The organism is Kiloniella spongiae (assembly GCF_001026905.1).
Classification (GTDB): domain Bacteria; phylum Pseudomonadota; class Alphaproteobacteria; order Kiloniellales; family Kiloniellaceae; genus Kiloniella; species Kiloniella spongiae.
The window spans coordinates 279362-305987 of the sequence record NZ_LAQL01000007.1 but is presented as its reverse complement, the minus strand read 5'-3'; the positions used below and the strand labels follow the sequence as shown (position 1 = coordinate 305987).

The 26626-nt window shown below is 44.5% G+C and carries 24 protein-coding genes; 11 read left to right on the top strand and 13 right to left on the bottom strand.

Annotated elements, in window-relative coordinates:
* Window position 1: 1 nt before the first annotated feature.
* From WH96_RS12670 to WH96_RS12660, 3 genes are all read right to left on the bottom strand, one after another.
* Window positions 2–529, bottom strand: a complete 528-nt coding sequence (locus tag WH96_RS12670; protein ID WP_053005898.1) for a hypothetical protein — start codon at window positions 527–529, stop codon at window positions 2–4.
* 4 nt (window positions 530–533) lie between these two features.
* A complete protein-coding gene (locus WH96_RS12665; protein WP_204248194.1) occupies window positions 534–1019 on the bottom strand; it encodes a hypothetical protein in 486 nt (161 codons plus the stop codon).
* Window positions 1020–1154: 135 nt separating this feature from the next.
* Complete coding sequence (locus WH96_RS12660; RefSeq protein ID WP_047764511.1) at window positions 1155–2363, bottom strand: response regulator; 1209 nt, start codon at window positions 2361–2363, stop codon at window positions 1155–1157.
* A gap of 242 nt (window positions 2364–2605) precedes the next feature.
* On the opposite strand from WH96_RS12660, the gene WH96_RS12655 reads away from it, so the two are divergent.
* The 3 genes from WH96_RS12655 to WH96_RS12645 all read left to right on the top strand — a co-directional run bounded on the left by WH96_RS12655 (window position 2606) and on the right by WH96_RS12645 (window position 6237).
* Window positions 2606–4003, top strand: coding sequence for an aspartate aminotransferase family protein (locus tag WH96_RS12655; protein ID WP_047764510.1), 1398 nt, complete (start codon window positions 2606–2608; stop codon window positions 4001–4003).
* Between the two features lie 358 nt (window positions 4004–4361).
* Window positions 4362–5573 carry a 5-aminolevulinate synthase gene (hemA, locus tag WH96_RS12650; protein ID WP_047764509.1) on the top strand — a complete coding sequence of 404 codons (1212 nt, stop codon included), beginning with the start codon at window positions 4362–4364 and terminating at the stop codon, window positions 5571–5573.
* Between the two features lie 118 nt (window positions 5574–5691).
* Window positions 5692–6237 (top strand): hypothetical protein, encoded by a 546-nt coding sequence (locus WH96_RS12645; protein ID WP_047764508.1) that lies wholly within the window; start codon window positions 5692–5694, stop codon window positions 6235–6237.
* Between the two features lie 65 nt (window positions 6238–6302).
* Here the strand turns inward: WH96_RS12645 and WH96_RS12640 are convergent, their stop codons facing one another.
* The gene (locus WH96_RS12640) at window positions 6303–7073 is read right to left on the bottom strand and encodes a carbon-nitrogen hydrolase family protein (RefSeq protein WP_047764507.1); all 771 of its coding nucleotides are present in this window, start codon (window positions 7071–7073) and stop codon (window positions 6303–6305) included.
* Between the two features lie 160 nt (window positions 7074–7233).
* Here WH96_RS12640 and WH96_RS12635 point away from each other — a divergent pair, with 160 nt between their 5' ends.
* Window positions 7234–7677 carry an Lrp/AsnC family transcriptional regulator gene (locus WH96_RS12635; RefSeq protein WP_053005897.1) on the top strand — a complete coding sequence of 148 codons (444 nt, stop codon included), beginning with the start codon at window positions 7234–7236 and terminating at the stop codon, window positions 7675–7677.
* 64 nt (window positions 7678–7741) lie between these two features.
* On the opposite strand, the gene WH96_RS12630 is transcribed toward WH96_RS12635, so the two are convergent.
* A complete protein-coding gene (locus WH96_RS12630; protein WP_053005896.1) occupies window positions 7742–9913 on the bottom strand; it encodes a CHASE3 domain-containing protein in 2172 nt (723 codons plus the stop codon).
* 359 nt (window positions 9914–10272) lie between these two features.
* Between WH96_RS12630 and WH96_RS12625 the strand changes: the two genes are divergently transcribed.
* Entirely contained in the window at window positions 10273–12033 is a 1761-nt protein-coding gene (locus WH96_RS12625) for a methyl-accepting chemotaxis protein (RefSeq protein ID WP_053005895.1), read from the top strand.
* Between the two features lie 96 nt (window positions 12034–12129).
* On the opposite strand, the gene modC is transcribed toward WH96_RS12625, so the two are convergent.
* The 6 genes from modC to pdxH form a co-directional block, all read right to left on the bottom strand.
* The gene (gene modC / locus WH96_RS12620) at window positions 12130–13239 is read right to left on the bottom strand and encodes a molybdenum ABC transporter ATP-binding protein (protein ID WP_047764506.1); all 1110 of its coding nucleotides are present in this window, start codon (window positions 13237–13239) and stop codon (window positions 12130–12132) included.
* The gene (gene modB / locus WH96_RS12615; RefSeq protein ID WP_047764505.1) at window positions 13236–13901 is read right to left on the bottom strand and encodes a molybdate ABC transporter permease subunit; all 666 of its coding nucleotides are present in this window, start codon (window positions 13899–13901) and stop codon (window positions 13236–13238) included. The genes modC and modB overlap by 4 nt, the downstream gene beginning before the upstream one ends.
* Window positions 13902–13944: 43 nt before the next feature.
* Entirely contained in the window at window positions 13945–14691 is a 747-nt protein-coding gene (gene modA / locus WH96_RS12610) for a molybdate ABC transporter substrate-binding protein (protein ID WP_047764504.1), read from the bottom strand.
* Between the two features lie 108 nt (window positions 14692–14799).
* Window positions 14800–15573, bottom strand: a complete 774-nt coding sequence (locus WH96_RS12605) for an SDR family NAD(P)-dependent oxidoreductase (RefSeq protein ID WP_047764593.1) — start codon at window positions 15571–15573, stop codon at window positions 14800–14802.
* A gap of 16 nt (window positions 15574–15589) precedes the next feature.
* Window positions 15590–16567, bottom strand: coding sequence for a cation diffusion facilitator family transporter (locus tag WH96_RS12600; protein WP_245629488.1), 978 nt, complete (start codon window positions 16565–16567; stop codon window positions 15590–15592).
* A gap of 22 nt (window positions 16568–16589) precedes the next feature.
* Window positions 16590–17213: a pyridoxamine 5'-phosphate oxidase gene (gene pdxH / locus WH96_RS12595; protein WP_047764502.1), complete on the bottom strand. Its 624-nt coding sequence runs from the start codon at window positions 17211–17213 to the stop codon at window positions 16590–16592.
* Window positions 17214–17535: 322 nt separating this feature from the next.
* On the opposite strand from pdxH, the gene WH96_RS12590 reads away from it, so the two are divergent.
* The 3 genes from WH96_RS12590 to WH96_RS12580 all read left to right on the top strand — a co-directional run bounded on the left by WH96_RS12590 (window position 17536) and on the right by WH96_RS12580 (window position 19634).
* A complete protein-coding gene (locus WH96_RS12590; RefSeq protein ID WP_047764501.1) occupies window positions 17536–18003 on the top strand; it encodes an RT0821/Lpp0805 family surface protein in 468 nt (155 codons plus the stop codon).
* Between the two features lie 216 nt (window positions 18004–18219).
* Entirely contained in the window at window positions 18220–19194 is a 975-nt protein-coding gene (locus WH96_RS12585; protein ID WP_204248193.1) for a DnaJ C-terminal domain-containing protein, read from the top strand.
* Window positions 19195–19310: 116 nt separating this feature from the next.
* Window positions 19311–19634 (top strand): hypothetical protein, encoded by a 324-nt coding sequence (locus WH96_RS12580; RefSeq protein ID WP_047764499.1) that lies wholly within the window; start codon window positions 19311–19313, stop codon window positions 19632–19634.
* A gap of 61 nt (window positions 19635–19695) precedes the next feature.
* On the opposite strand, the gene WH96_RS12575 is transcribed toward WH96_RS12580, so the two are convergent.
* Together WH96_RS12575 and WH96_RS12570 are read right to left on the bottom strand one after the other, a co-directional pair.
* Window positions 19696–20685, bottom strand: a complete 990-nt coding sequence (locus WH96_RS12575; protein ID WP_047764498.1) for a questin oxidase family protein — start codon at window positions 20683–20685, stop codon at window positions 19696–19698.
* Window positions 20686–20729: 44 nt separating this feature from the next.
* Window positions 20730–21986, bottom strand: a complete 1257-nt coding sequence (locus WH96_RS12570; RefSeq protein WP_053005894.1) for a YihY family inner membrane protein — start codon at window positions 21984–21986, stop codon at window positions 20730–20732.
* A gap of 184 nt (window positions 21987–22170) precedes the next feature.
* Between WH96_RS12570 and fabI the strand changes: the two genes are divergently transcribed.
* From fabI to WH96_RS12555, 3 genes are all read left to right on the top strand, one after another.
* Entirely contained in the window at window positions 22171–23010 is an 840-nt protein-coding gene (gene fabI, locus WH96_RS12565) for an enoyl-ACP reductase FabI (protein WP_047764497.1), read from the top strand.
* A 90-nt stretch (window positions 23011–23100) separates the two neighbouring features.
* Window positions 23101–24183: a chorismate synthase gene (gene aroC, locus WH96_RS12560; RefSeq protein ID WP_047764496.1), complete on the top strand. Its 1083-nt coding sequence runs from the start codon at window positions 23101–23103 to the stop codon at window positions 24181–24183.
* Between the two features lie 294 nt (window positions 24184–24477).
* Window positions 24478–26622, top strand: a complete 2145-nt coding sequence (locus WH96_RS12555; protein WP_053005893.1) for a spermidine synthase — start codon at window positions 24478–24480, stop codon at window positions 26620–26622.
* The last annotated feature ends 4 nt before the right edge of the window (window positions 26623–26626 follow it).

Sequence of the window (26626 nt, the reverse complement as noted above, 5' to 3'; positions counted from 1 at the left end):
ATCACTCTTCCACATAAACCAAACCGGGAATACCGAGTTTACCGCTTTCATCCACAATCTTTGCGACGATGGGATCTTCACGAAACCAGCGACCAAGCTTTTTACCAGGATTAGCTGCTTTCCAGCTTTTGCCCCATTGGTTGGCTTTAGACCACTCGCCTGTTTCTTTAGATTTGATACGTTGGACAAAGTAAATTGTCATCAAAGGATCTTTGATCAAAAGACCATCCACATGCACTGATTTACCACACTGACCAATCAAATCATCTGTTCCACCGGCAAAGTTTGTTCCCCCTTTGACAACCGGGTATAGCGTTCCATCTTCCAGTAAAAGACCCAGTTGTCTTTTGCCATCGCCACAATTAGCAGGACAGTTCCCGGACAACTCACAAGCCAGATCAACGACTTTACCATCTAATTCTTTGGCTTCTTCGTGCTCTATACCCCATTCATTCGCTGCATGCGCGGTTCCAAGAGCAACAGAAAGAGAGAAAACTGATGTCACCAGTAGTTTAGAAAAAATTCTCATGTCTCTATTCTCCGAAAGGAATGATGCCATAATCTTCGTGGTTCAGGTTAACCACACCTTTGTCATCAGCGACCTGATCAACAAAAAGATACTTCACACCATCACGTTCATAGAGGTCACCATCCACTATCACTTTATGGGTCTGGATCTTTACAATGGTAGGGTTGGCAACATTCGTGTCTTCGTTCTCAACCCGTAAAACCATATATACCTGCCCGTCATCGCCCAGAATACTGACAGGAATGCCGCCAATCGCACACCAAACCGCACAGAGATGATGTGCCGTTCCCTGTGCATCTCCCATGATTTCAGTGACGTAGCACCAGGTGTCAATAATTTCACCTTCGATCTGTACGCGCTGAGGAGATGTAGCAGCGATGGCAGTTGTCCAATAGGAAGAAAAAACACCTGCTACAACGACAAAACCGAATGGTAACAGTTTCAATTTTCCAAGCGATGAGCGGAAAACATCAGGAAAAGTGCTAATCATCAAATCACCTTTTATAAAAAGGAGGCCACACACAAAATTCTAAACTGATACTCTACTACTTAATCTACCAATTTTTTTATCACGTTCCATAAAGTTTCTGTGTTCTTATCTGAACGCTTTATCTCGAATAATAAATCATTCCGTCAAATCTCTAATCATGCGGGTCAGATCATCTGGATCGATAGGTTTCCCAATGCAGTCATTCATTCCAGCTTTTATATAGCTTCGCTGATGTTCTGCAGAATAATCTGCTGTCAAAGCAATAATAGGCATATCTTTTACCCAAGGCTTATTAAGCTTTCGAATAGTTTCTGTTGCCTCAACACCACCCATTTTTGGCATCATCACATCCATTAATACGATATCAAATTTTCTATTTATACAAGCGTCAACGGCGTCAACGCCATTTTCAACCAACGTCACATTAAAGGGATGCTCATCCAAGAACCGCTGAACAAGAATTTGGTTAATCCTATTATCCTCAGCAAAAAGAACTTCAAGCCGTTTCAGAGGTGCTTTAGAGGAACTGAGTTTGATGTTTTTGGGAACAGAAACGCTGGTTTGAGGAGAGAAAACTTCTATAATTCGCTTCACATCCTCAGGGAAACTCTGTCCTGTAGAGATGTATTCGACCGTATCCGGCAAATTTTTAAAATGATTATCTGTTTTAGGGCGGCTCGTTAAGATGGCAAACGGAACATCTTTCAATTTTGACAATGCTTGGAAGACAGTTGCGAGCTCAATGCCGGACATTGATGGCAATTCGCCAGAAACGATCACGCCATTCGGGGGGCTTGCCAATGCATTTTCCAAAAGATTCAGTGTGCTGGTAAAAGAAATCAATCGCCAACCAGGCTTGTTCACAGTGCTTTCCAGTCGATGACGGTGTAACTTGCTCGAAGTCACAGCCATGATTTCAACTTCTTCCAAAATCGCTTCGATTTCAACATCGCTATGATTTGAAAAACCTGATTGAGGAAGGGACCTTAGAAGCTCTGTCGTTTCTGCTTCAGTTGGTAGTTTCTCGCTGTTAATTATTCCACGAATATGATCCAGATAGATATTAACTTCGTTGATATTCGTAATCTCAAGTCCATTTTCTTTTGCGAGATAATCTTCCAAACGATGCGCAATCATGGATATCACCGGATATCCAAAAACACTTCCTTGTCCCTTAAGGTTGTGCATTTCGCGACGAATAAGCTGGATAGCAGTATTAGCATCCTGCTTGCCATCATAGACCTGATTTAACAGACTTTCGAGTTCATCTGTCACAACACGGCATTGATCAGCAAACTCTATTCTTAACCCTTGGAACCCCTCGTCCACATTTTTAAAAGCCATTGATATCTTAAACTTTCAAATTACTAATCACTGCTTAAGTTAATTTTTATTTTCAAGCCTAAACCTAATACAATAAGTATTACCAGAGTTTAAAACTAAGGTATTTTTTTCACATAAAAATTAGTCCACAAAAACGTTTGTAAATAAAAACATAACCTTATTCATTTCTATGCTTGAAGTCTTCTCTTGTCTCGGCTGTAATCAAAAAAAATAATGCAAACATCTTCGAACAGGATTCCCAGATGCGTAATACATCCAGCACCATTGCCCCTAATTCTACTGCAGGTCGCGATATTGCCTATTGCCTTCACCCCTACACCAATGCCCGCGCTCACGAAGAAAAAGGACCGCTGGTCATTACTCATGGAAAAGGTATCAATGTATTCGACGATCAAGGAAACTCTTATATCGAGGCTATGGCTGGGCTTTGGTCAACCTCACTGGGGTTTGGGGAAGAGCGCTTAATTGAAGCTGCAAACAAACAAATGAAGCAACTGCCTTATTACCACAGCTTTACACACAAAACCCCCATCCCGCCGATAGAGTTATCAGAGAAGCTCCTTTCCATGGCACCTGTTCCCATGTCAAAGGTCTTCTTTGCAAATTCCGGATCAGAAGCTAATGATACAGTCGTCAAGCTGGTCTGGTATTACAACAATGCAATCGGACGTCCGGAAAAGAAAAAGATCATCAGCCGTATCAAAGGGTATCACGGTGTAACAGTTGCTAGTGCCAGCATGACAGGCCTGCCCGCAAATCACACTGATTTCGACTTACCAATAGACAATATTCTTCATACTTCCTGTCCCCACTACTGGCGTTTTGGGCAGGGTGGAGAAAGTGAAGACGATTTCTCGACCCGTATGGCGGATGACTTGGAGAAAATGATCCTCGACGAAGGACCAGAAACTATCGCCGCCTTTATCGGGGAACCAGTTATGGGCGCAGGGGGAGTTATCATTCCACCAAAGGACTATTGGGCGAAAATTCAGGCTGTTCTGAAAAAATACGATATTCTCTTGATTGCTGATGAAGTCATTTGCGGCTTTGGCCGCACGGGAAATGCTTTTGGCTGTGAAACCTTTGGAATGAAACCAGACATTATTTCCGTTGCCAAAGCCTTGAGTTCCTCTTACCTGCCGATCTCAGCAGTTATGATTACGGACGAGTTGTATCAAGGTATCGCGGATAACTCTGCCAAAATTGGCGTACTGGGACATGGCTATACCTATTCAGGACATCCGGTGTGTGCTGCCGTTGCGCTGGAAACACTAAAAATATACGAAGAACGCGATCTCTTCGTTGAAGCTGCCAAGGTAGGCGAATATCTACAAGCAAGTCTAGCCCAGTTTAAAGATCACCCATTGGTTGGCGAGGTACGTGGTGTTGGCTTGATTGCCGCTGTTGAACTGGTTCAAAGCAAAGAGACAAAAGCGAGTTTCGATCCTATTGGAAAAGTGGGAACCTATCTAAACGAGCGCGCAATAGAAGAAGGCTTGATTATTAGAAACATGGGTGATTCAATTGCCTTCTGTCCGCCACTGATCATCACAACGGATGAAGTTGATCAAACAATTGAACGCTTCAATATCGCATTGGCCAAAACTCTGGATTGGGTCAAAGCAGAAGGCATGATTTAACCCTTCGTCAGATATGATGCGTTACAGAGTCCTGATGTTACATTCATAGCGACTAAACTGTAACCTAATCTGACGTCTCATTTTACACATTAAACAAATCAGAGAATTCTTAGAATTGACATCGATCAATTACCACCAATTCAAACTGCGATAACACTGTTGTGTATAAAGAATATGAATCTTTATGCGTCGTTCAGTCGCGTTGGTGTTATAATAACGGCGTATTAGAGTGCGAATTGTTGTTGAATTCAGATAAACTATTCATTAATTCAACAGCTGATAAGCTTGTTTCAGGAATGCCTGTATACAAGTAAAAACAAGCCGGATTAAACGGCTCACGTTAGGCGAGAAGAGCAACATGAACTACGAAGAGTATTTCAGTACGGCGATAGAGGACCTGAGAGAAGAAGGTCGCTATCGTGTTTTTGCTGACTTGGAACGTAAGGCCGGTAAGTTTCCCAACGCAACCCACTATGGTACAGATGGCACACGCCCGGTTACCGTGTGGTGCTCCAATGATTATTTGGGTATGGGACAAAATCCCAAAGTTATTGCTGCAATGCACGAAGCATTGGATAAATGCGGCGCAGGTGCAGGTGGCACACGCAATATTTCCGGCAACAATCACTACCATGTCTTGCTTGAAAGAGAGCTGGCCGACTGGCATCAAAAAGAGGCCGCGCTGCTCTTCACCTCTGGCTATGTGTCAAACTGGGCCGCACTAAGTACACTGGCATCAAAACTGCCAAACTGTGTTGTTCTGTCTGATTCCATGAATCATGCTTCCATGATCGAAGGTATTCGCCACAGTAAAGCGGACAGGGTTATTTTTGAACATAACAGCCCCGAAGACCTTGAAGCCAAGCTCAAGGAAATCGACCCTGCCCGCCCCAAAATCATTGCCTTTGAATCAGTTTATTCAATGGATGGCGACGTTGCCCCTATCGAAGCTTTCTGTGATCTTGCAGATAAATACAATGCCCTGACTTATCTGGATGAAGTCCACGCTGTTGGTCTTTACGGACCACGCGGTGGCGGCATTACTGACAGAGAAAACCTGTCCCATCGTCTGGATGTCATAGAAGGAACTCTGGGTAAAGCCGTTGGTGTTGTTGGTGGGTATATTACAGGATCTGCCAGCCTTGTTGATTTCATTAGAAGCTATGCATCCGGCTTTATCTTTACAACTTCTCTCCCCCCTGCCGTCGCAGCAGGTGCACTGACGTCTATCCGTCACTTAAAAGAAAGTGCTTTTGAGAGAAGCCGTCACCAGGATCGCGCGCACGAAACCCGCAAGCGCCTCAAAAAAGCTGGGTTACCGGTTCTCGATTCGGAAACGCATATTGTCCCTGTGATGGTTGGCGATCCAAAGATTTGCCGACAGATAACCGATACGCTGATGTCCCGCTATGGTATCTATGTGCAGCCAATCAATTATCCGACGGTGCCAAAGGGTACAGAACGATTACGGCTAACGCCATCACCTGTTCACAGCGATGATGACATTGATTATCTGGTCAAGGCGTTAAAGGAAATTTGGCAAGAACTGCAATTAAAAATAGCTGCATAACAATTGCCTTTATTGCGAATAGTTCTCATTTAACTAGACAGATAAAAAACTTCGGGATATTTTAGCAGGAGTTTGATATCTTAATCAGTGACGTCTTCTACCTAGGAGAGAGAACTCTATGTACCGCGACAATACATTGGTCCCAGCAGAAGCAACACGCCTTCTTGCCCTTGGCCTGCTGATGGAAAAACCCATGAGCTATGCCATGCTGGCCCAAACGGTACGTGGTTTCACCAGCCTTGTTGTTGGCCCATCTCTCGATCTTATTGGTACTCCCCTTGAAGTTCTCAAGGTCGAAGGTCTTGTCAGCTTAGATAAAACATCAGATGCCGAAACGCTTTCCCTCACAGATGCCGGGCAGGAAGAGTTCGTGTATCTTATGGGGTCAAACCTCCGGGCACCGATCACAGATATGAGCAAGCTGATTATCGCAATCAAAATGCGCTTGCTCCATCTTGCAGACCAGACGACACAAACGATGCAGGTAAACTTGCTGGTCGATATCTATGAAAGACAGCTCAATCGTCTTCTGGAACTAAAGCAAGGTTATTCGACCACAGAAGGTCAATTTGGTAGCTGGCTTGATCTTGATATCAAACATACGACTGAACAGCTCAAAACTTACGAAGACATGGCCGAAGACATGGCAAAAAGCGTTGCCTAAGTAATTTTCGACTAGCTAACTCTGTGAACAGCTTTTTCACATGACTTAAAAACAAGCCCTAACCTCTAATCCGCAACGTATCGTGGATAGGTTTTCTTTGATTTTTCGGCAAAATCGATATCAATCTCCACAGTAACAAACGGTTCTTCAGGTGTTGCTGTTGCCAGTACATTACCTTCGGGATCAATAACCCAACCTAAACCGCCGAGATTGTCTCCCTCATCCTTTGGATTATATAGGTTGGATGACAGGCAATAAGCCCCGGAAACAACAGCTGCGGCACGACCACCTGCCAGCCATTTTTCTGTAGAGCCATGCGGTGTCGCCCTTGGCACACACAACAGATGTGCTTTTTGCTTTGCATAGGCTCTGGCATGTTCAAAGAACCACATCTCGGTACAGATGGTTACCCCGATACGCACATCATTATAACGTGCCGTGGAAAAGAGCTTGTCTCCACGGTCATACCAAGTCGCTTCCCAGTAATCTTCTTCGTCCGGTAAATTCCATTTATCGTGAAAATCAGTCAAATCTCGATTTTCTTGCCACAAATAAGCACGATTTCTTCTTCGCCCCAGATCAACAGCAGGACGCGTCCCCATTACGGCCTTTGCACCAAATTCATCCAAGCGTGCAATCATTTTTTCATGTGTTTCTGCCGCTTTAACCCAAGCTTCTGCTGTGGGTTGATTTGACGCCGCCAACCAAGGGGAAAAAGACATTTCCGGAACCAGCACAAATTCAGAATTATGTCTTTGCACGTGCTCTACCAAACTTAAAAAACTATCTTCTACTTTCTGCGCACGATTATCGAACTGACAAACGGTGACTTTCATAATTTCACTCACTCATACAGCTGACGAAAAAACGTCCTTATCAGAGACGACTTCTACATCAGAGTTTCAAACTAAATGACAAGTATTACGTATCACCACGCCAACAAATAGATCCATAATTGCTCACAAATTGATTTTTACCTTTCATAATGTATAATCAATGCTTCATTATGTACCAATGATAGATAATACAGATCAGGAACTCATTGCTCTTTTACGGCAAGACGCACGCCAACCTGTTGTATCCCTTGCGCACACACTAGGTATTTCCCGTGCGACCGTTCAAAACCGTATCGATAGACTGTTAAAGAAGAAAGTTATTCAGGGTTTTACTATCAAAACCTCTAACGCTGATGCTCAGGCACCAATCCGAGCCCAGGCCAGAATTAAAATGCGGTCAAAATCCAATAAACGGATCATGACATATCTCGCCGGACGGACAGAAATCGTTGCCGTCCATACCATTAGCGGCCCCTATGATATTCTTGTTGATATCCACACCCAATCTTTGGAAAATCTAGATAGTGCCCTTGCGGATATAAGAACTCATGAAGATGTAATGGAAACCGATACAAACATTCTTCTAGCCACGCATTACCAATAAGCTCGACTAAATACAAAAAAGGAGAGCCGAAGCCCTCCTTTAGCGCCGCGCTGTGGCAAAATCTTTACACGGCGCGTATCGCACTCAGGAAATCTTCAACTTCACCACGTAAATTATCTGCCTTGGTATTAAGTTCTCGCGTAGCGGTAGAGACCTGTTCTGATGCTGTACCCGCATCATTGGCCGCAAGACTTACAGATTCAATATTGGTCGTAACTTCACCGGCACCATTTGCAGCCAATTCAATGTTTCTAGAAATCTCTGATGTCGCTGCGCCCTGTTCTTCAACAGCCGAAGCAATGGCAGACGCAATTTGGTTGATTTCGTTAATTGTAGAGGTAATGGACTGAATTGCTGTAACCGCACTCTTGGTATCGGATTGTACGGCATCAATCTGTGATGATATCTGCTCTGTCGCCTTTGCCGTTTGATTGGCAAGATTCTTTACTTCACTGGCAACAACGGCAAAACCTTTACCTGCTTCACCAGCGCGCGCAGCTTCAATAGTCGCATTGAGCGCCAAAAGGTTGGTTTGTTCAGCAATATCCGAAATAAGGCTGACAACGTCCCCAATTTGGTCTGCTGTATTCGCTAACCCCTGGATCTGTTGATCCGTCTTACCCGCTTCAGCAACAGCCTTACTGGTCATTTCTGAAGACTGATTAACCTGCTGGCTAATCTCTTTAATTGAATAAGATAGCTCTTCGGTTGCACTGGCCACAGACTGTACATTGACTGATGCTTCTTGCGCAGCGCCAGATACCACAGTTGCCCGCTCTTTGGTTTGTTGCGCAATATCCGACATAGAGGTCGCAGTTCCTTCCATTTCTGAAACCGCCGCGCCAACCGATTCCAAAAGTACTGAAACACCACTGTCAAAGTCTTGAGTCAGAGATGAAATTCTGTTTGTACGTTCTTCACGTAGCTGCTGAATTTCCGCTTGCTCTTTCGCAAGCTCGTCAGTTCTGATCATGTTATCTTTGAAAACCTGAACAGCCGTAGCCATTTCGCCAACTTCGTCTTCACGCTCTAACCCAGGAATATCAACTTTTTTCTCCCCCCCGGCCAAGCGTCCCATCACCGCAGTCATTTGCTTAATCGGTTGTGCGATACCCCGGCCAACCAACAAACCCAAACCACCCCCCAAAAGAATGGCAATCACAGTAGCGATAACAATTACTGTGTTCGTCGTAGTCACTGTGCCATCTGTTTCAACTTTCAGGCTTTCAAGTTTTGACAGTTCGCTTTTTTCAAAAGCTGCCATAGATGCTCTGAAGGCCGAGAAATATTCTTCGCCTTTGGCTTCACCAACCAGATCCGCCATATCATCCATTGTTTTTGCCGATCCGATTTTTTTGCGCAGCGTAATAAGAGGCTCGACAACCTTTGACTGCCATTCCTTGACCGTTCCATCCAGTTGATTGAGCAATTCAACCTGTTCCTTGTTATCCTTGAGAACCGCCTTTAGATCTGCTGTTATTTTGAACAGTTCAACACTGCCATCGCTATAGGGCTTGAGAAAATCTTTATGCCCGGCCAAAAGATAACCGCGCATACCTGTTTCCATATCAACAGCTGCTTTGAAGACGGCATTTGCCTGAATAATAATGCTGTTGGTGTCATTGACCTCTTTCAACATTTTACCAACGGATTCAGCATCCAGTTTTGTAAACATTAGAACAGCATCAATTTTCTTTTGGCGTTCTGCACGCTGTGAAACAACCTGTTTGATAAGACTTTCTATTTGATTTTGTACCTTTTCGAAATACACTTTACCTTTGTTCTCAGCGACCAGACGCGCCATATCATTCATGGTCTCAGCATCACCGATTTGCCGACGTAATTCTATCGAGGGGCCAGTGACGACATCCTGCCATTCCCGCAGGGTGGCTTCTGCCTCGTTTAAAAGTGTTAATTGTACCGGGTCATCACCAACATGATCTTTGAGCGTTGCAATCTTGGTATAGGTTTCTTCCTGCCCTTGTTCATAAGGGGCTAGAAAGTCATCCTGTCCTGCCAATAGATATCCCCGCATTGATGTCTGCATATCCACCGCCGATGCAATAACATCTGTCATTTCTTCCAGAGTTTCATGGGCGTTTTCAACATTTTTGGTTGCGGTTGATATATTTCCTATCGATGTGAAACTCACCAAACTGATCACAACAAGTAAAGCTAGAGGAATAGCTACGCCAATTAAAATTTTGGGCATAGTTTTAAGGGATGACCATTTCATAGAACAACTACCTGGGACATTATTATTTTTTCAAAACCATAAAGAACTATAATTACCAAGACATTAATTCTATTTATTGGATAATTTTCAATACTTTATCGTTATTACTTATATAACTCGCACGACATTATCAGGACTATATCCCAATAAAACTCAACAAATAACACTTTATACGTTTAATATTGTTTTTAATCACACTTTATAAACCTTTTTCCCCTATTCTAGGTGGCGGGGAATAAACGTTAGTAATCCGTTAACTGAATTAGCGTAGCTTGCTGCATACAATAGTATGATTCAAGTAAATATTTTCTTATATTTTAGTGCCTTAGGGGGGTACATTTGGGTAGGAGCTACACGTAGTGTTGAATATAAAAGATCGAATGACATCGGTAAGCGCAAAGATTCTGGGCATCGTTGCATTGTGCTTGCTCTCACTAATGGGCGTATCAGGCTTTTCAATCTACCAAATGCAACAAATAGGTACTGAGCTGGAAAGTATCGCGGAACTGGATATTCCTCTTACAAATATTTTGACAAAAATTACCACGCACCAACTGGAACAGTCCGTCAGCTATGAACGTGCGGCAAAATACGGTGAACACCGAACAGATGATGCCCATATTGGTGAGCTATACGACAAAGCGAAAAAATCCTTCGCAGACTTGACCGTTCTTGTTGATGAAGAGATCCTCAAGGGTGAAGAAATTGCGCAGAATGCGATAAACCTCGCACATAACGAGGTTGAATTAAAAGAATTCACCCATGTTCTTGAAGTCTTGAAAAAGATAGAAAAAGAGCATCACGATTATGACAAACACGCCAATGAAATTTTCGACCTGATCGAAGCTGGTAAATTCAAAGAAGCCCTGGCTGCAGAAGAAAAATTCGAAGCCGAAGCTCAACATCTCGTGCACGAACTCGAAGAAATTCTGTTTGAAGTCGAAGATTTCACTGCAAAAGCCGCTCTGACGGCAGAACGACATGAAATATTTGCTCTTCGCATTTTGATCATACTGACCATTGTCGTTCTGGCTCTGGCAATCGTTATATCATTTGTCCTCGTCAGAAGATCGATTACCACACCCCTTGAACAGGTTGTTGTCGCTATTGGCAGAATGCTATCTGGCGATACCCAAACTGTAGTTGAAGTAAAAAGCAACGATGAAATTGGTAAAGTTGCTAAAGCCCTAAATATCTTCCGAGAAAAGCTTGAAGAAAACAATAAACTTCAAGCAGAAGCCGAGACATTGAAAGAGCGTGCAGCAAAAGCAGCAGAGCAAGCACGTCTTGATATGGCGCAAAATCTGGAAGACACCGTCGGTGGCGTTATTCAATCCGTTGCAGCCGCAGCGACTGAAATGCATGCCTCTGCCGAAGCTTTAACGACCATCGCCAAAGAAACAGATATGCAGGCCCTTTCCGTTTCCTCTGCTTCGGATCAGGCATCTCACAATGTGCAAACTGTTGCATCTGCAACCGAAGAACTTTCCTATTCCGTACAGGAAATTACCCGACAGGTTAAAGAATCATCTGATATCACTGCCAAGGCTGTAACCGAAGGCGAAAGTGCCAATAGCACGGTGCAGGGTATGGCTGAAATGGCCGACAAGATTGGCTCTGTTGTCAGCCTTATTAATGACATTGCAGAACAAACCAACCTGCTTGCGTTGAATGCAACGATTGAGGCCGCACGAGCAGGCGAAGCGGGCAAAGGTTTTGCCGTTGTTGCCAGTGAAGTTAAAAATCTTGCGAATCAAACAGCCAAGGCAACACAGGAAATTTCCGAGCAAATTGCAGAGATGCAAAATGTTGCGGGTAATACAGCGGAAGCCATTGGCAATATCAGTAGCACCATTAACAAGGTAAACGATATTACCAAGCAAATAGCCGGAGTTGCACAGGAACAGGAAGCAGCTACGCAGGAAATTTCACGCAACATTCAACAGGCTTCACAGGGAACCCAAGAGGTTTCCAGCAGTATAACCGAAGTCAAGAATGGTGCCTCTCAGACAGAGACCAACGCCCAGGAAGTTTTATCTGCAACTGGTGAGCTTTCCTTGCAAACAAACGTGTTGAATACAGAAATCGACAAGTTTCTTGAAACAATGCGCTCAGCTTAAAATTTTGACATAAATCTTTTTTAGGTAGCTTTCTTTGGAAGGCTACCTATTTTTTTTGCCCTAATTAATATTTTAAATTCAAATCTAGGTAAGCTTTCAGATTTTGGCACCAACCATCGAAACAGATTTAACCTGTGCATAGATATTGTGACCAATTGCAAAATCAAACTTACGTAGTGATCTCTGGGTAATACGCGCCAAGAATCTTGCCCCGTCCTCGTTCTGGTGACCGATGGACAAAAGCAGATTACATCGCGCACCATCCAGCAAATGAATATCCAGAATACGTGCAGGCAAGACATTTAAAATAGTCGTTTCTGATGGCTGTTCCTTTGCCAGACTGACATCATTGGCCGCGATAGATATCCGCTGCTTACTGCCAACGTCGCTTAATTGCCCGGGAATTTGAAGTCTCCCCCCCTCAACACGAACTTCCGTAATTTTATCAACCTCTGAAAAGGACACGACTTCGACCTCTATTACAGAAGAGGTTTTCGGGCCTTCAGCAATAAACAAGGCTGGATCCGAGAGAACATCGCTTAACAGTCCATTTGAAACAATCTTCCCTCGATCCATAATGACCATATGATCAGCCAACCGTTCAACTTCTTCTGTATCATGACTGACAAATATCATGGGGATATCAAGTGTCTTGAATAAACGGTCGAGATAAGGAATGATTTCATTCTTACTGAGTCTGTCCAGCGCCGCCAAAGGCTCGTCCATCAATAACAATTCTGGCCCAGATAATAACGCCCTGCCAATCGCAACACGTTGACGCTCTCCGCCAGATAAGTGATGTGTCGAACGGTTCATCAGAGCTCCAAGCCCCAACAGTTCAACAAGATCATCTCTGGAAATGATGTTTGCCCGATCCCCAGCCCGCCTTTGCCCAAAAGTCAGATTTTCATCTACCGAAAGATGCGGGAATAAACTTGCTTCCTGAAAAACAAACCCGACAGGTCTTTTGGGTGTAGGCAGGAAATAATTACCATCCTGCCAAACCTTTCCTTTCACAGACAGATATCCCCTATCCACCCGAGATAATCCTGCCAAGCAACGAAGGACGGTTGTTTTCCCGCAGCCCGAACGACCAAAGAGCGCAGTTACGCCGCGCGCAGGTAACGTGACATCAACGGAAAGATCAAACTGGTCCAGCGAACCAGAAAACTTCGCGATAATTTCTTTACTCTGCGTATTCTTCATCGCAATCGGCGCCCCAGTCTTTTCTCAAACACCATCATGCTCAAGATAACAAGGAACGAAAACACAAGAAGTCCGGCTGACAGAATATGCGCCTGCCCCCATTCCAAGGCTTCGACATGATCATAGATTGCAACTGAAAGTACTTTCGTTTCGCCCGGTATATTCCCGCCGATCATCAAAATGACCCCGAACTCACCTACCGTATGGGCAAAGCCAAGAACAGCACCTGTTAATAAGCCTGGCCGTGCCATTGGCAGTGCGACAGAGAAAAAACTATCCAAACGCGATGCTCGTAAAGTCGCGGCAACTTCCAACGGTCGATCTCCAATTGCTTCGAAAGCATTGCGGATTGGCTGTATAACAAAAGGCATGGAATAGATAACAGACCCGACAACCAGCCCAGCAAAGGTAAAGGGCAAAGCCCTGCCAAATACTTCTGTCGTGATTTGTCCGATCGGGCTATCCGGACCAAGAGCAATCAATAGATAAAAACCCATCACCGTCGGCGGCAATACAATCGGCAAAGCAACAATCGCCGCAACGGCTTCTTTCCACCATGCCTTGGACCGCGCCAACCACCACCCGACAGGGGTTCCCAACACCAGCAAAATAACTGTTGTGATAAAAGCCAGCTTTACAGTGATCCAAATAGGATCCCACATATATAAAACTCCCCCAGAAAGGCTTCTTTGGCGTTGTTAGGTTTTACCGTGGCTCAAGAGTGTACCCGAATTTTTTAATGATAACAGCCGCATCTCTACTTTGCAGGTAATTCATGAAAGCCAGAGCTGCTTCACTAGACTGCCCTCTTTTTAAAAGAACTGCATCTTGTCCCAATGGCGCATAATCTTGTTGCGAAATAAGCCAATGCTGGCCAAGTGAGTTACCCAAAATCTGTGCGTAGGCAACGACTGCTAACTCAGCATTACCTGTGTACGCAAACTGATAGGTTTGTGCGATATTCTCGCCATAAACAGTCTTCCCTTGAAGATGGCTATAAACCCCGAGCTTCTTAAGGTACTGTTCAGCAGCAAGACCGTAAGGTGCCGTTTTGGGGTTGGCAACAGCAAACCGGGTTACTCTGTTCCCCATCACCAGTTTTACAACGTCTTCATTACTCAATTTATTGCCGTTGAAAAATTTATCATCTCGCGACCACAAAGCGATCTGCCCATAAGCATAGGTAAAGCGGGAAGTTAAAACACTGCGCCCTTCTTCTTCCAATTTACGCGGACGCTCGCGATCTGCGGACAGAAACACATCAAAAGGTGCCCCATTTAGAATTTGGGCATAAAGCTTGCCTGTAGAGCCAAAGGAAAGAACAGCATCATGGCCTGTGGTTTTTTTAAAATCCTGTGCGAGCTTCTTTGCCGTAGCGGTAAAATTGGCAGCAACAGCAATATTCACCTTTTCAGCCAAGGCAGACGAAACACCAAATGCTATTCCCAGCATAAGAAAAACAACAAAAGCGAACTCTTTATAAAGCTTGCCTAAATAAGTCCGTATTGCCTTAATCCTCTTGAAAGTTAGCTCTCATAAAAAGCATTAGAAACACAGAAACTAAAATAGATGCTGTCCGCCTGTGACGAAAATTTCGGTTCCCGTGACATAACCAAAATTTGGTGTGCAAAGTTGATAAACAGCAGAAGCAACTTCCGTCGGCTCGCCCATTCTGTTCATCGGAATTCTCGGGATCAAAGCTTCGTATTCTTCACCGATCATTGCCGTTTCAATTTCTCCCGGTGCGACCGCATTCACCCTCACTCCGAACTGGGCAAATTCGACAGCAAGCTCTCGCGTAAGCGCAGAAAGCGCCGATTTTGACGTTGAATATGCTGACCCGGCAAAGGGATGAACGCCATGACCGGCAATCGAGGTAATATTAACCACAGCCCCTTCCCCTTTGCCCAAAGCAGAGGCAAACCCGCGACAAAGCATCAGAGGCGCAAAGAAATTCAGTTCAAAAACTTCTCGCCAGGTATCAACATCACCATTGAGACAACCTAAACGCTCTTTGTAAGACGTTTTAGGTGAAACCGCTGCATTATTGACCAGAGCATGAATAGGTTCACCATCAAGAACTTCGTTTGCGCGATCAATAAAACTCTGCGTGCTAGCCGTGTCATTCAAATCGGTAACAATATGATCAGCCCAGTTTGGATCTCGCTTACAGTGTTCGGGTACGTCTTCACGGGAACAGGTAATAACTTTCCAGTTTCTCTGACTGAAATACTGAACTGTTGCGTGACCAATTCCCCGGCTAGCGCCTGTTAAAATCAAGGTTTTACGGTCAGTAGCGTTATCTTCGGCATTGTTGTTGGAATTATTATTCATAACGTCCAATTTTCCTTCACCCTGCATTTGCAGTTTCATCGCCAGGTTCGGCGCTTTTCTTTTTCTTCAGTATCGTCTTCTGTACTTCTATCCCGTAAGGTTCCTGCAAAACAATAATCTCTGCATGGGGGTATATCTGACAAATTTCGCGATCCACCTCTTCAGCGATATCATAGGATTGTGCCAAACTAATGGCTCCGTCCAATTCCATATGAAACTGAATAAAAAGATCAGGTCCAGATATTCTGGTTCTTATGTCATGAACGCCCAGAACTTCTTCATGTGCAAGAATCAAATTTTCAATCCTTGCCCGTTCCCCATCATCCAGTTCCCGATCCATCAGCATATCCAGCGCCTTTTTCAAAACACCCCATGCATAGGTAAGAATGTACAGGGAAATTGCCAAGGCAAAAACCGGATCAATCCAGGGAAGATCAAAATAAAACCCCAATACCAGCGCCAAGATAACAACACCATTCACGATCATATCACCGACATAGTGCAAGGCATCCGCCTGAATAGCCACTGACCCTGTTTCTTTAACAACATAGTGCTGATATCTGGTCAGAACAAAAGTCGTCAGGATAGAGAAAATCATAACCCCAATACCGACGCTACTGTTCTCAACAATATGTTGATTTGAAAATCTTTCCCCTGCCTGTAGCATCAAAAAAATGGCAGAACCGAAAATAAAAGCTGCCTGTGCCAAGGCCGCCAAACCTTCGGCTTTTCCATGGCCAAAACGATGTTCATTATCTGCTGGGGTCAGCGCATGTCTGATCGCTAAAAGATTTAAGAGTGAAGCCCCGGCATCCAACAAAGAATCAACCAATGTTGTCAGAACAGACACAGATCCTGTGTAGGCCCAGGCAGATAACTTTGCCGCAATCAAAATCAAGGCCGCCGCAACAGCAGCATAGCCAGCTCGCTGCATTAATTGTGCGGTTCGTTGCCTGTGGTTTTGCATTTTCATCTTTTGGGCATTATTAACCATGGAATGAGTTCACTATTCCGACCTAAGGGAACAGCCGTTCGGTATTCCACTGCCCACTTTGCTTGACATCGTCCCCCGGTTTTACATCGTTAGCCGAATAAACCAGTCGATCATGCAATCGAAAAGGACCATCCTGCCAAAACTCAATACGTAGCGGACGCACACGGAAACCTGACCAATGTGGTGGACGGGGCACTTTGCCAAGACCATACTTTGCGGCGTACTTTGCTACTCTTTTCTCGAGCTCAAAACGCCCTTCAAGCGGGCGAGATTGATCACTGGCCCAAGCACCAATTTGGCTTTGCTTGGGACGGCTTGCAAAGTACTCGTCAGCTTCTTCAGACGTCACTTGCTCCACAAGCCCTTCGATACGCACGGACCGACGGACAGATTTCCAGTGGAACATCAAAGCTGCCTTGGGGTGCGCAATAAGCTGTTCACCTTTTCGACTTTCGTAATTTGTGTAAAATACAAAACCCTGACTGTCCCAATCCTTGAGCAAAACCATACGCGAAGACGGCATCCCGGTTTCATCGACCGTTGATAAACTCATCGCCGTAGGATCATTCGGCTCCTTTTCTTCTGCCTCTTTTAACCAGGCATCAAAAATATCATAGGGATCAGAAGGAGTATTATCGCGGATCATAATAAAAACAGCCTTTTAGCCAGCAGTCATACGCAAAAATAGTATTAGAATGCTTTATCAGAACATGGTCGAGATCACAACATTCTCAAGTGCGACATCTTGGTGAAATCTTGCTTAGCGAATAAGCAGGATGATACACAAACACGAACACAGATATGTCACAGAAAAGACTTTGGGGTCATAATAGTGCCTCAATTATCTTTTATCTGATATGTTGAAACTTAAGCAACTGTGTGTGAAAGAACAAGATGTCCAGAACGAACATAAACCGGAAAGTTCTTTCATTCATAATGCAGACGAATAACTACAAGAGAGCAAGACGATGAAAGTCAAAGCAAGTATAGCAGTCCTATTGATAGCCTTGTCGACGACAGCCTGTTCAAATGATCGTGGCGTAAAACAAACAGTCGGTGGACTGGGTGGCGCTATCGCCGGGGGTCTTCTCGGTGCTCAATTTGGTAAAGGCTCTGGCCAGATCGTCGCTGCGGCAGCTGGTGCTGTTGTCGGTGGCTTCTTGGGAAGTGAGGTTGGCCGCTATATGGATGATGAAGACAAGCGCAAAGCAGATACAGCCTACAATCAGGCTCAAGCAGCTCCTGTTGGACAGACAATCGCTTGGAACAACCCGGATTCAGGGAATTCCGGTACTGTGACCCCTGTCCGTGACGGCACATCTTCCGAAGGTAAATACTGCCGCGAATATCAACAAACAGTTGTTATCGGTGGAAAAACCGAAGAAGCTTACGGCACAGCCTGCCGTCAGGAAGATGGTTCCTGGGAAATCCAGTAAGCATTCACTAATAAAACCAAATTCTAGCTCAAAGGCCCTGTTTTATGCGGGGCTTTTGTCTATTTGCTTTCAAGGCAGGCGGTTTATAGAAACGGTTCAATCGCCAAAGTTAGAGACGATTTCTTTCTACCCCTTTTAAACTTATGTTTAATTTATTACATTAGCTTTGCACAAACGTGTATAACACGGCTTATGTATTACCTTTATAACGTTTGAATGGTTTCATCCGCGACAATGAAAGACCTCTATCAAATCCTCGGCACCAGCAGGACCGCTTCTGATGCGGAAATTAAATCTGCATACCGTAAGCTCGCCAAAAAATACCATCCCGATCTTAATCCGGATGACAAGGCTATTGAGCAAAAGTTTAAAGAGGTATCTCAAGCATACGGCATTCTTGGTGATGCCAAGAAAAAACAACAGTATGACCGGGGCGAAATTGATGCCTCGGGTCAACAGCAAAATCCGTTCCATTCCGGCTATACGCATCAGGGACAACCACGCAGTGGCGCCGCAGGACAAGGTGGCGGCGGCTTTGATTTTGGTCAGGAAATGGATATTGGGGATATCTTCTCCGATTTATTCGGTGGGCGTAGACAAGGTCCACGTGGTGCCAGTGCAGGAGCCAGAGGTGGTGTTCCCAAACGCAAAGGCAGCGATGTAAAGTACGAATGCACTGTGAACTTTGTCGAAGCTGCTGCGGGCGCAAAAAAACGCATTAATCTTGCTGATGGCAAAACACTTAATGTAACCATTCCGCCGGGAACGGATAACAAACAGGTTCTACGTCTGAAGAATCAGGGCTTACCTGGTAAAGGCGGCGCACCAAACGGCGACGCATTGATTGAAGTTAAAATCGAAGCTCATCCCATGTTCACCCGAAAGGGTTACGATGTTCATCTCGATGTTCCAATTACCCTTATGGAAGCGGTAGAAGGAACGACCCTCACCGTCCCGACAGTAACAGGCAAAGTTAAAGTAAAAGTCCCGGCAGATTCAAATACGGGTACGACTTTACGATTAAAGGGTAAGGGCGTTGATGACATCAAAGGGCATAACCGTGGCGATCAGCTAATCCGTCTTTTGATTACCCTGCCAAATGAAACTGACAAAGAGCTTCGGGACTTTTTACGCACTTGGTCCAAGTCAAAAAGTTATGATCCGCGTAAAGACACAGGCATTTTTGATTAGCCAGCGTACCGAATACGCAAGCTTGCATTAAAAGCGTGTAACGCCTACATAGTGCCGCTGATATTAAAACATTCACGACACTAAACTCTGCAGCTTTGGATAAGGACCTCAAAAGCATGAAAACCTTTGATGAAATCGTCATTGATCAGGACGTCAGTGGTTCAGAACTATCCAACTGGATCGAAAGTAACTGGGTTATGCCAACTCAGGAAGACGGCACGCTCATTTTTACAGACGATGATGAACTGCGCGTAAAGCTCCTACGTGAGCTCATTCACGAAATTGGTGCAAACTATGAGTCCATGCCTGTCATTCTTCGCAGCATGGATCAGGTTTATAACTTGCGAAAGCTGCTTGGTGCGCTGGCTTCGGCTATTCAGGAACTGCCCGCTGATGCGCGTCAGGATCTGGAAGACATTATTCGAAATCAAGGCCTGTAGATCTAAACAGCAACGTGTCTGATAAATTACGTAAAGGCATCACAAACGTGATGCCTTTTGTTTATTGCATAAGCCAACGAGACGCAGCATCCAGATATCGTGCGTCTCCGTAAAAGTCGTATTCTTCCAAACAGCTATATACAAACTTAATGTCGTGACTATCCGTTGCCGAAACTCCTCGTTTCTTTAATGCTTCGACCGTAAGTCTTTCGTATTTATCAGAACATCCATTGGAGATAAAATCATCATTCGGGATTGTCAAAGTCGCTGCAATTACCCCAGAACAAAGCTGCCGTAAAAATGTTGCCTGATCATCTATATACGGCAAAACAACTCTCGCAGCATACGAAGCCGTCACCGTATGCAAAGCAGTAAAGTTATTCGTATTAAGAAAGATTGTTAAACTCAGCTGCCTCAACTGATCCAAAGATAGATCCGTGACATTTAAAGCACGTAGAACGTAGGACTGTCTTAATTTGTCCTCTGCGTTGATCCGCATCTGACCGAATATAGCTTCATTACTAGGTAATGGTTCCAGTTCCCCAACCAATTTTTTTGCGAGTATTTCTGCCCCAAAATCTTCGATAGCATCATCAGAGAGAGAACCCTCTATGGGACCATCTGGAATAACAACGAGATGAGAATCAGCCCAGTAAGCCAGCCCAGCTGCGACCTCGGACACATCCTCAGCATCAATTCCATAGGCTGTACGAATCAGAGCATGAAAGGCACTCGCGGACACTCCCTTGGCAAGAAGATCCAGCTTTGGCAGCGGTTTTCCGATCTCAGCATGCTTTTTGAAATAAGTAAAATAACCAAGATAATTCTCTCGCTTGCCGAGTAAGGCTTCAAAATTATCATTTGTGACTTCAACAACGGTTCGTTCTGGAGAATTACGTTCCAGATTTTTTAGAGTTCCAGATTTGAAATCCTGCAGCTGTTGTTCACTCCCACCCAACATCTTCAACGCGAGCGAAGCCATGGGGCAATGATTGGAAAAGTGTGATGGGCCATATTCAGGCGCATAAATTTCAGCGTGAGATTTTGTCATAATGCTATTTCCATTTTGAGTAGATCAATATATCAAAGCCCCATCTACTCAGCTTTCTGTAGTATTTCTTTGAGATTTTTATCTCGAATATCTTTCGGATTTTCTTCCAAAATATCAACCACATCCCTGACCCCTTCAGGCCAATTACGCTTGGGATCATAATTCAGATCCATCTCCTGAAGCAGATCCCCAAGAGTAATCGTTGCAAGATCTCGACAAAGTACCCAGCGCCCTCGACCTGTACGTTCAGCAATGCGCATGCCTTTCAAATCAGATAAAACTTCTGCTGTTGCTTGCAAATCCGCAGGAAGCCCGCGCATCATCACCGTTTCCTTCAGGGTTGCGCCAACTCTTCCCGCACCTTCCAGTTTTTGAAGCAAGGCGATTGTCAAAGCCAAGCGATCCCCAATCCCTTCCCGCTTGATATCTTTACGCAAAACAGCTCGTCGTTCCGGCAAAGCTGCTGTGATTTCGGCCCCTAATAAAACAACAACCCATGAAAGATACATCCAGATCAAAAAAATCGGAATTGTAGCCAACGCCCCGTAAATCGCCTGATAAGAAGGGAAATATTGCAGATAAAGTCCAAAACTTCGTTTAAGGAGTTCAAACAACGTTGTCGAAACAACGCCGCCAATTAGAGCGTGCGAAAATAGAACTGGACGATTAGGTACAACAAGAAAAAGGACAGTAAAGGCCGTACACCCAAGAAAAATTGGTGCCAGTAGAGTAACCAGCGAACTGGCACGCCCGGATTGATCTGCAAGCTCAGCAATTGCAAAGCCATAGCTGGACACCGTTAAAGACGCCCCCAACATTAGTGGGCCAAGTGTCAAAAGCGCCCAGTAAACCAAAATCAAATTGAAAATCGGGCGGCGTTCCTGAACACGCCAAATACTGTTAAAAGAATTAGAGATTGTATAGAGCAGCATTATCGCAGTTACAGCCAATGCCAGAACGCCTATTGTCGTCATGTTCTTTGCATTATCCACAAAGGCGTTCAACTGCGTGCTGATTTCAAGCTCGGCAGATGGTAAAAGATTATTAAAGAGTGTGGCTTGTAATTCACCCTTGGAATCTTCGAATCCCGGAAAAGCAGAAAGTAGAGCCAAGGCAATCGTCATCATTGGCACGATTGCCAAAAGCGATGAGTAACTTAACGATGCAGCGACCCGTGTTCCTTTGTCTTTCGCAAAACGTTTAAAGACGTAACCAACAAACAGAACAGCATCATCCAGATTCTCTTTTTTAAATACCGCGCCCAAATTCAGTAACAAACGTCGGATTTTCGAATCTACCATCTAAAGTTGCCCTCAAAATTCAACCATTTTGACATTTCTTGTTAACTATCGCTGGCAGAAAGCTAAATTCCCAGCTAAAAGTCAGAAAAAGCACTCTACATGTCGCCAAATCTTTGACCAATCCCGGCAATGTTGTAGGATGCTGCACTTTAGTTTTCAGGACAATCTCACAGTGAGGAACCCGATGTCCAACCCACAACCGTTGATGGCTGGTAAACGCGGCCTAGTAATGGGCGTTGCCAATGACCGCTCTATCGCCTGGGGGATCGCCAAGGCGGTTGCTGACCAAGGCGCTGAACTGGCTTTCACCTATCAGGGCGATGCCTTGAAAAAACGTGTTGCGCCACTCGCAGAATCAGTTAACTCCGATATTCTTTTGCAGTGCGACGTTACTGACGATGCCAGCGTCAAAGCTGTTTTCAAAGAAATTGAAGAAAAATGGGGCAAACTGGATTTTCTAATCCACGCTATTGCCTATGCTGACAAAGAAGAACTCAAGGGCAAATATCTCAATACAAGCCGCGAGAACTTCCTACAGAGCATGGATATTTCCTGTTACTCCTTTACGTCAATCGCACAGCATGCTGCGCCATTGATGACCGAAGGTGGTAGCATGGTTACATTAACTTACTATGGTGCTGAGCAGGTTATGCCACATTACAATGTTATGGGTGTAGCCAAAGCCGCACTTGAAGCATCTGTGCGCTATCTGGCTGATGATCTTGGCCCGGACAACATCCGTGTTAATGCAATTTCAGCTGGACCGATCAAAACGCTTGCCGCATCCGGTATTGGTGATTTCCGTCATATCCTGAAATGGAATGAACTGAACTCTCCGATGCAGCGCAATGTAAGCATTGAGCAGGTTGGCGGCGCAGGTCTTTATCTTCTGTCCGACATGTCAGGCGGTGTTACGGGTGAAATTCACCACGTCGATTCCGGTTACCACGTCGTCGGCATGATGAATGTGGACAAAGCACAAGAGCTTTCCGAATTGCTGAGTAATTTTAACCCGCAATCTTAAATCTCTGCTGAAAAGCAATATATTAAAAGGGAGCGCGGCTGAGCTGTCGCTCCCTTTTTAGTTTGAACGATCTAACGCTGCGAGAGCATTATGGCTGGCAATACTTTTGGTGAAATTTTCCGTTTTACAACCTGGGGCGAAAGTCATGGCCCGTCTATTGGTTGTGTTGTTGATGGAACACCACCGCTCATCGATATATCAGAAGAAGAAATTCAGACATATCTGAATGCGCGTAAACCTGGTCAGAATCGCTTTACAACGCAGCGAAAAGAACCGGATAGTGTTAAAATCGTCTCTGGCGTTTTCGAGGGTAAAACAACGGGTACTCCTATCGGCCTGATTATCGAAAACACGGATCAACGCTCCAAGGATTATGGCGATATCGTCAAGAAATTCCGCCCGGGTCATGCCGACTTCACCTATTGGGAAAAATACGGCATTCGCGATTATCGCGGCGGCGGACGTTCGTCTGCTCGCGAGACAGCCATGCGTGTTGCCGCGGGGGCAATCGCTCGCAAAGTTCTGGATACTCAAATTGATGGCGGTGTGCAAATTCGTGGCGCGCTGGTTCAAATGGGGCCGCATAAAATTGATCGTACGCGGTGGGACTGGAACGAAGTTTCCAATAATCCTTTCTGGTGTCCTGATCCAGTTGCCGCCAAAGAATGGGAAACCTATCTGGATTCAGCTCGAAAAGCCGGTTCATCACTTGGTGCTGTCATCGAAGTCGTCGCCTCTAATGTCCCTGTCGGATTAGGCGATCCTGTCTACGACAAGCTGGATTCCGATCTGGCAAAAGCCATGATGTCGATCAACGCCGTCAAAGGCGTTGAAATTGGTGATGGGTTTGAAACAGCAGCCTACACTGGTGAAGAAAATGCTGATGAGATCCGTATGGTCGACGGCAAACCACATTTTACCACTAATCATGCCGGTGGTATTCTCGGCGGGATTTCCACAGGCCAGGATGTGGTTGTTCGTTTTGCCATCAAACCAACCAGTTCAATCCTGACACCGCGTAAAACGGTAACCACAGATGGTGAAGAAACTGATATCTTTACCAAAGGTCGCCATGACCCTTGTGTCGGGATCAGAGGTGTTCCAGTTGGTGAAGCAATGATGGCACTTACCCTTGCCGATCACTGGCTGCGCCATAAAGCGCAAAACAGATAAGACTTTATCAAATAAGGTAAATGCTTAAGAACAGCTTTAGTACATCCCCGGCGATGAATTAAAGCTGTTTTAACATGTCATCAATACTATCCAGTACTCTATATTAGAGAGGTAGTTTTGGTCATAATGAATACTAATAGCGAAACGATAAACTTAAAATCAGGCAGACTGATACGCTACTTTTTTATTCTTACTCTTTGCTGCAGCGCATTTTTGCTATTTCTAATCCAACCAATGTTTACAAAGCTGGTCCTCCCATTACTCGGGGGCGCACCAGCTGTTTGGAACACAGCAATGATATTCTTCCAATCAATGTTATTGGCCGGGTATCTCTACGCACATTTTCTATCATCAACCTTTGGACTGAAAAACCAACTCATCATTCACTTGCTTCTAATGGCTGCGGCCCTTTTCTTTTTACCAATCGCAATTCCAGCCGGATACGAAACGCCTGCTGATGGGTGGCCATCCCTATGGTTATTAAGCCTCTTTTTTCTGGCTATCGGTCTCCCTTTTTTTATTATCTCCGCGAACGCCCCTCTTCTACAGGATTGGTTTCGCTCTTCAGGTGATGCAGAGGCTCACGATCCCTATTTTCTATATGCCGCCAGTAATGTGGGAAGTATTACGGCCTTAGTCACTTATCCGCTTTTAATTGAAACACAGTTTGGATTACAGACTCAAACGTGGCTTTGGTCATATGGTTTTCTAGGGCTTCTATTTTTGATTTTTGCTTGTGGCACCGCCCTTCGACCAAAGAAACAAAATATTGATTGTCCTAGATCCCAAGAAGAAAACAATGATGGCAACATCGCACCAAATATAAAGTCCTATATCAAATGGATAATTTTGGCTCTTGTCCCATCAGCTCTTTTGCTCAGCGTTACGAATAAAATCACAACTGATTTACTTTCAGCACCGTTATTCTGGGTTTTCCCCCTAATTCTTTACTTACTCACGTTTGTTATCGTTTTCTCTCGGCGCCCAATAATTCCCCACCATTTTATAGAAAAACTGGCACCCTACTGTTTGTTATTAGTTATTTTTCTTAATGCCTCAGTTACCGACGCAAATATCATGCTCATTTTTGTTCTTGGAAATTTATTCTGCTTTTTCATTTTAGTACTTTATCTTCATGGTCTTTTGGCAAGGACACGACCCCACGCAAAATATTTAACAAATTTTTATATTGCGATGTCTTTGGGGGGCGTTTTGGGCGGTATTTTTATTGGGCTGATCGCCCCCATTGTCTTCGCTGATATATATGAACACATCATCCTGCTAATTGTTGTAGCTCTCTTAATGCCCGCCAAAACAACAACTTTTGTCGCAATAATAAAACGCAGAATAGGTCCAAAAGCGCAAAGCTATCGCGCTGATATAATCTTCTCCCTGTGCTTAATTGCGCTATTGCTTATCGCACTGCAAGTCGGAACTGAAACCATAAGTGCAAAGTTAGCCTCAATCATTGCACTAACGATGTTCCTTTTGATAATGCTAGAAGGTGTTGGGCGTCCATTTCGCCTTGCCTTTACCGTTGCAACAGCGCTCTTTCTCACCCCCTTAATACTTAGCACCCACCACAAAGTCCTTTTTCAAGAACGTAGTTTTTTTGGGGTTTATACGGTAAAAGAAATAATCCCTGGCAAGGAAGAAAACGACACACCAAAAGAAGTTGCGCATATCGCAAAACACGGCACAACAATACATGGCATTCAGGTTCAGGGATCATTGGAATCACAAAGCTATTATCACCAGCAATCCGGGCTAGGAAAGTTATTTGAAGCCTATGATGTCCATGACAAAAAAATCGAGTCAGTCGGAGTAATAGGCTTAGGTGCAGGCACAGCCATTTGTTATCGCCAAGCAGGACAAAACTGGACCTTTTTTGAAATTGATCCACTGGTTGAAATCATGGCCAGAGACCCTAAACTTTTTAGCTATATGCAAGAATGTGCACAGGAAACAGATGTTATCATCGGTGATGCCCGCCTTTCTTTAAAAAACATTCCCGACGCAACCTATGGCCTGCTTATTGCTGATGCCTTCTCCTCAGATGCGATCCCTCTTCACTTAATGACAAAAGAAGCTTTTGAACTCTATAAAAAGAAAATTAAAGACAACGGCATCATTATTCTACATATCTCTAACCGATATTTTGACTTGGAGAACATTGTATCTGCAACAGCAGAAGCATCAGGCCTTATCCCACGAATATATGATTATGTAAGACAGGAAGCTGATAAAAAAAACCATCCGTACCGCTATTCATCAATCTGGATTGCCCTAGCACAAAACTCAGAGATTCTAGACAACCTCATTCCCGTGGAAAACCAAACAAGTGATAGAGCTATAAACCGCTGGAGAGAGCCGTCACATACAAAAACAGATACACCCTGGACAGATGATTATTCCAATGTTCTTTCTGCTCTTAAATAAGACG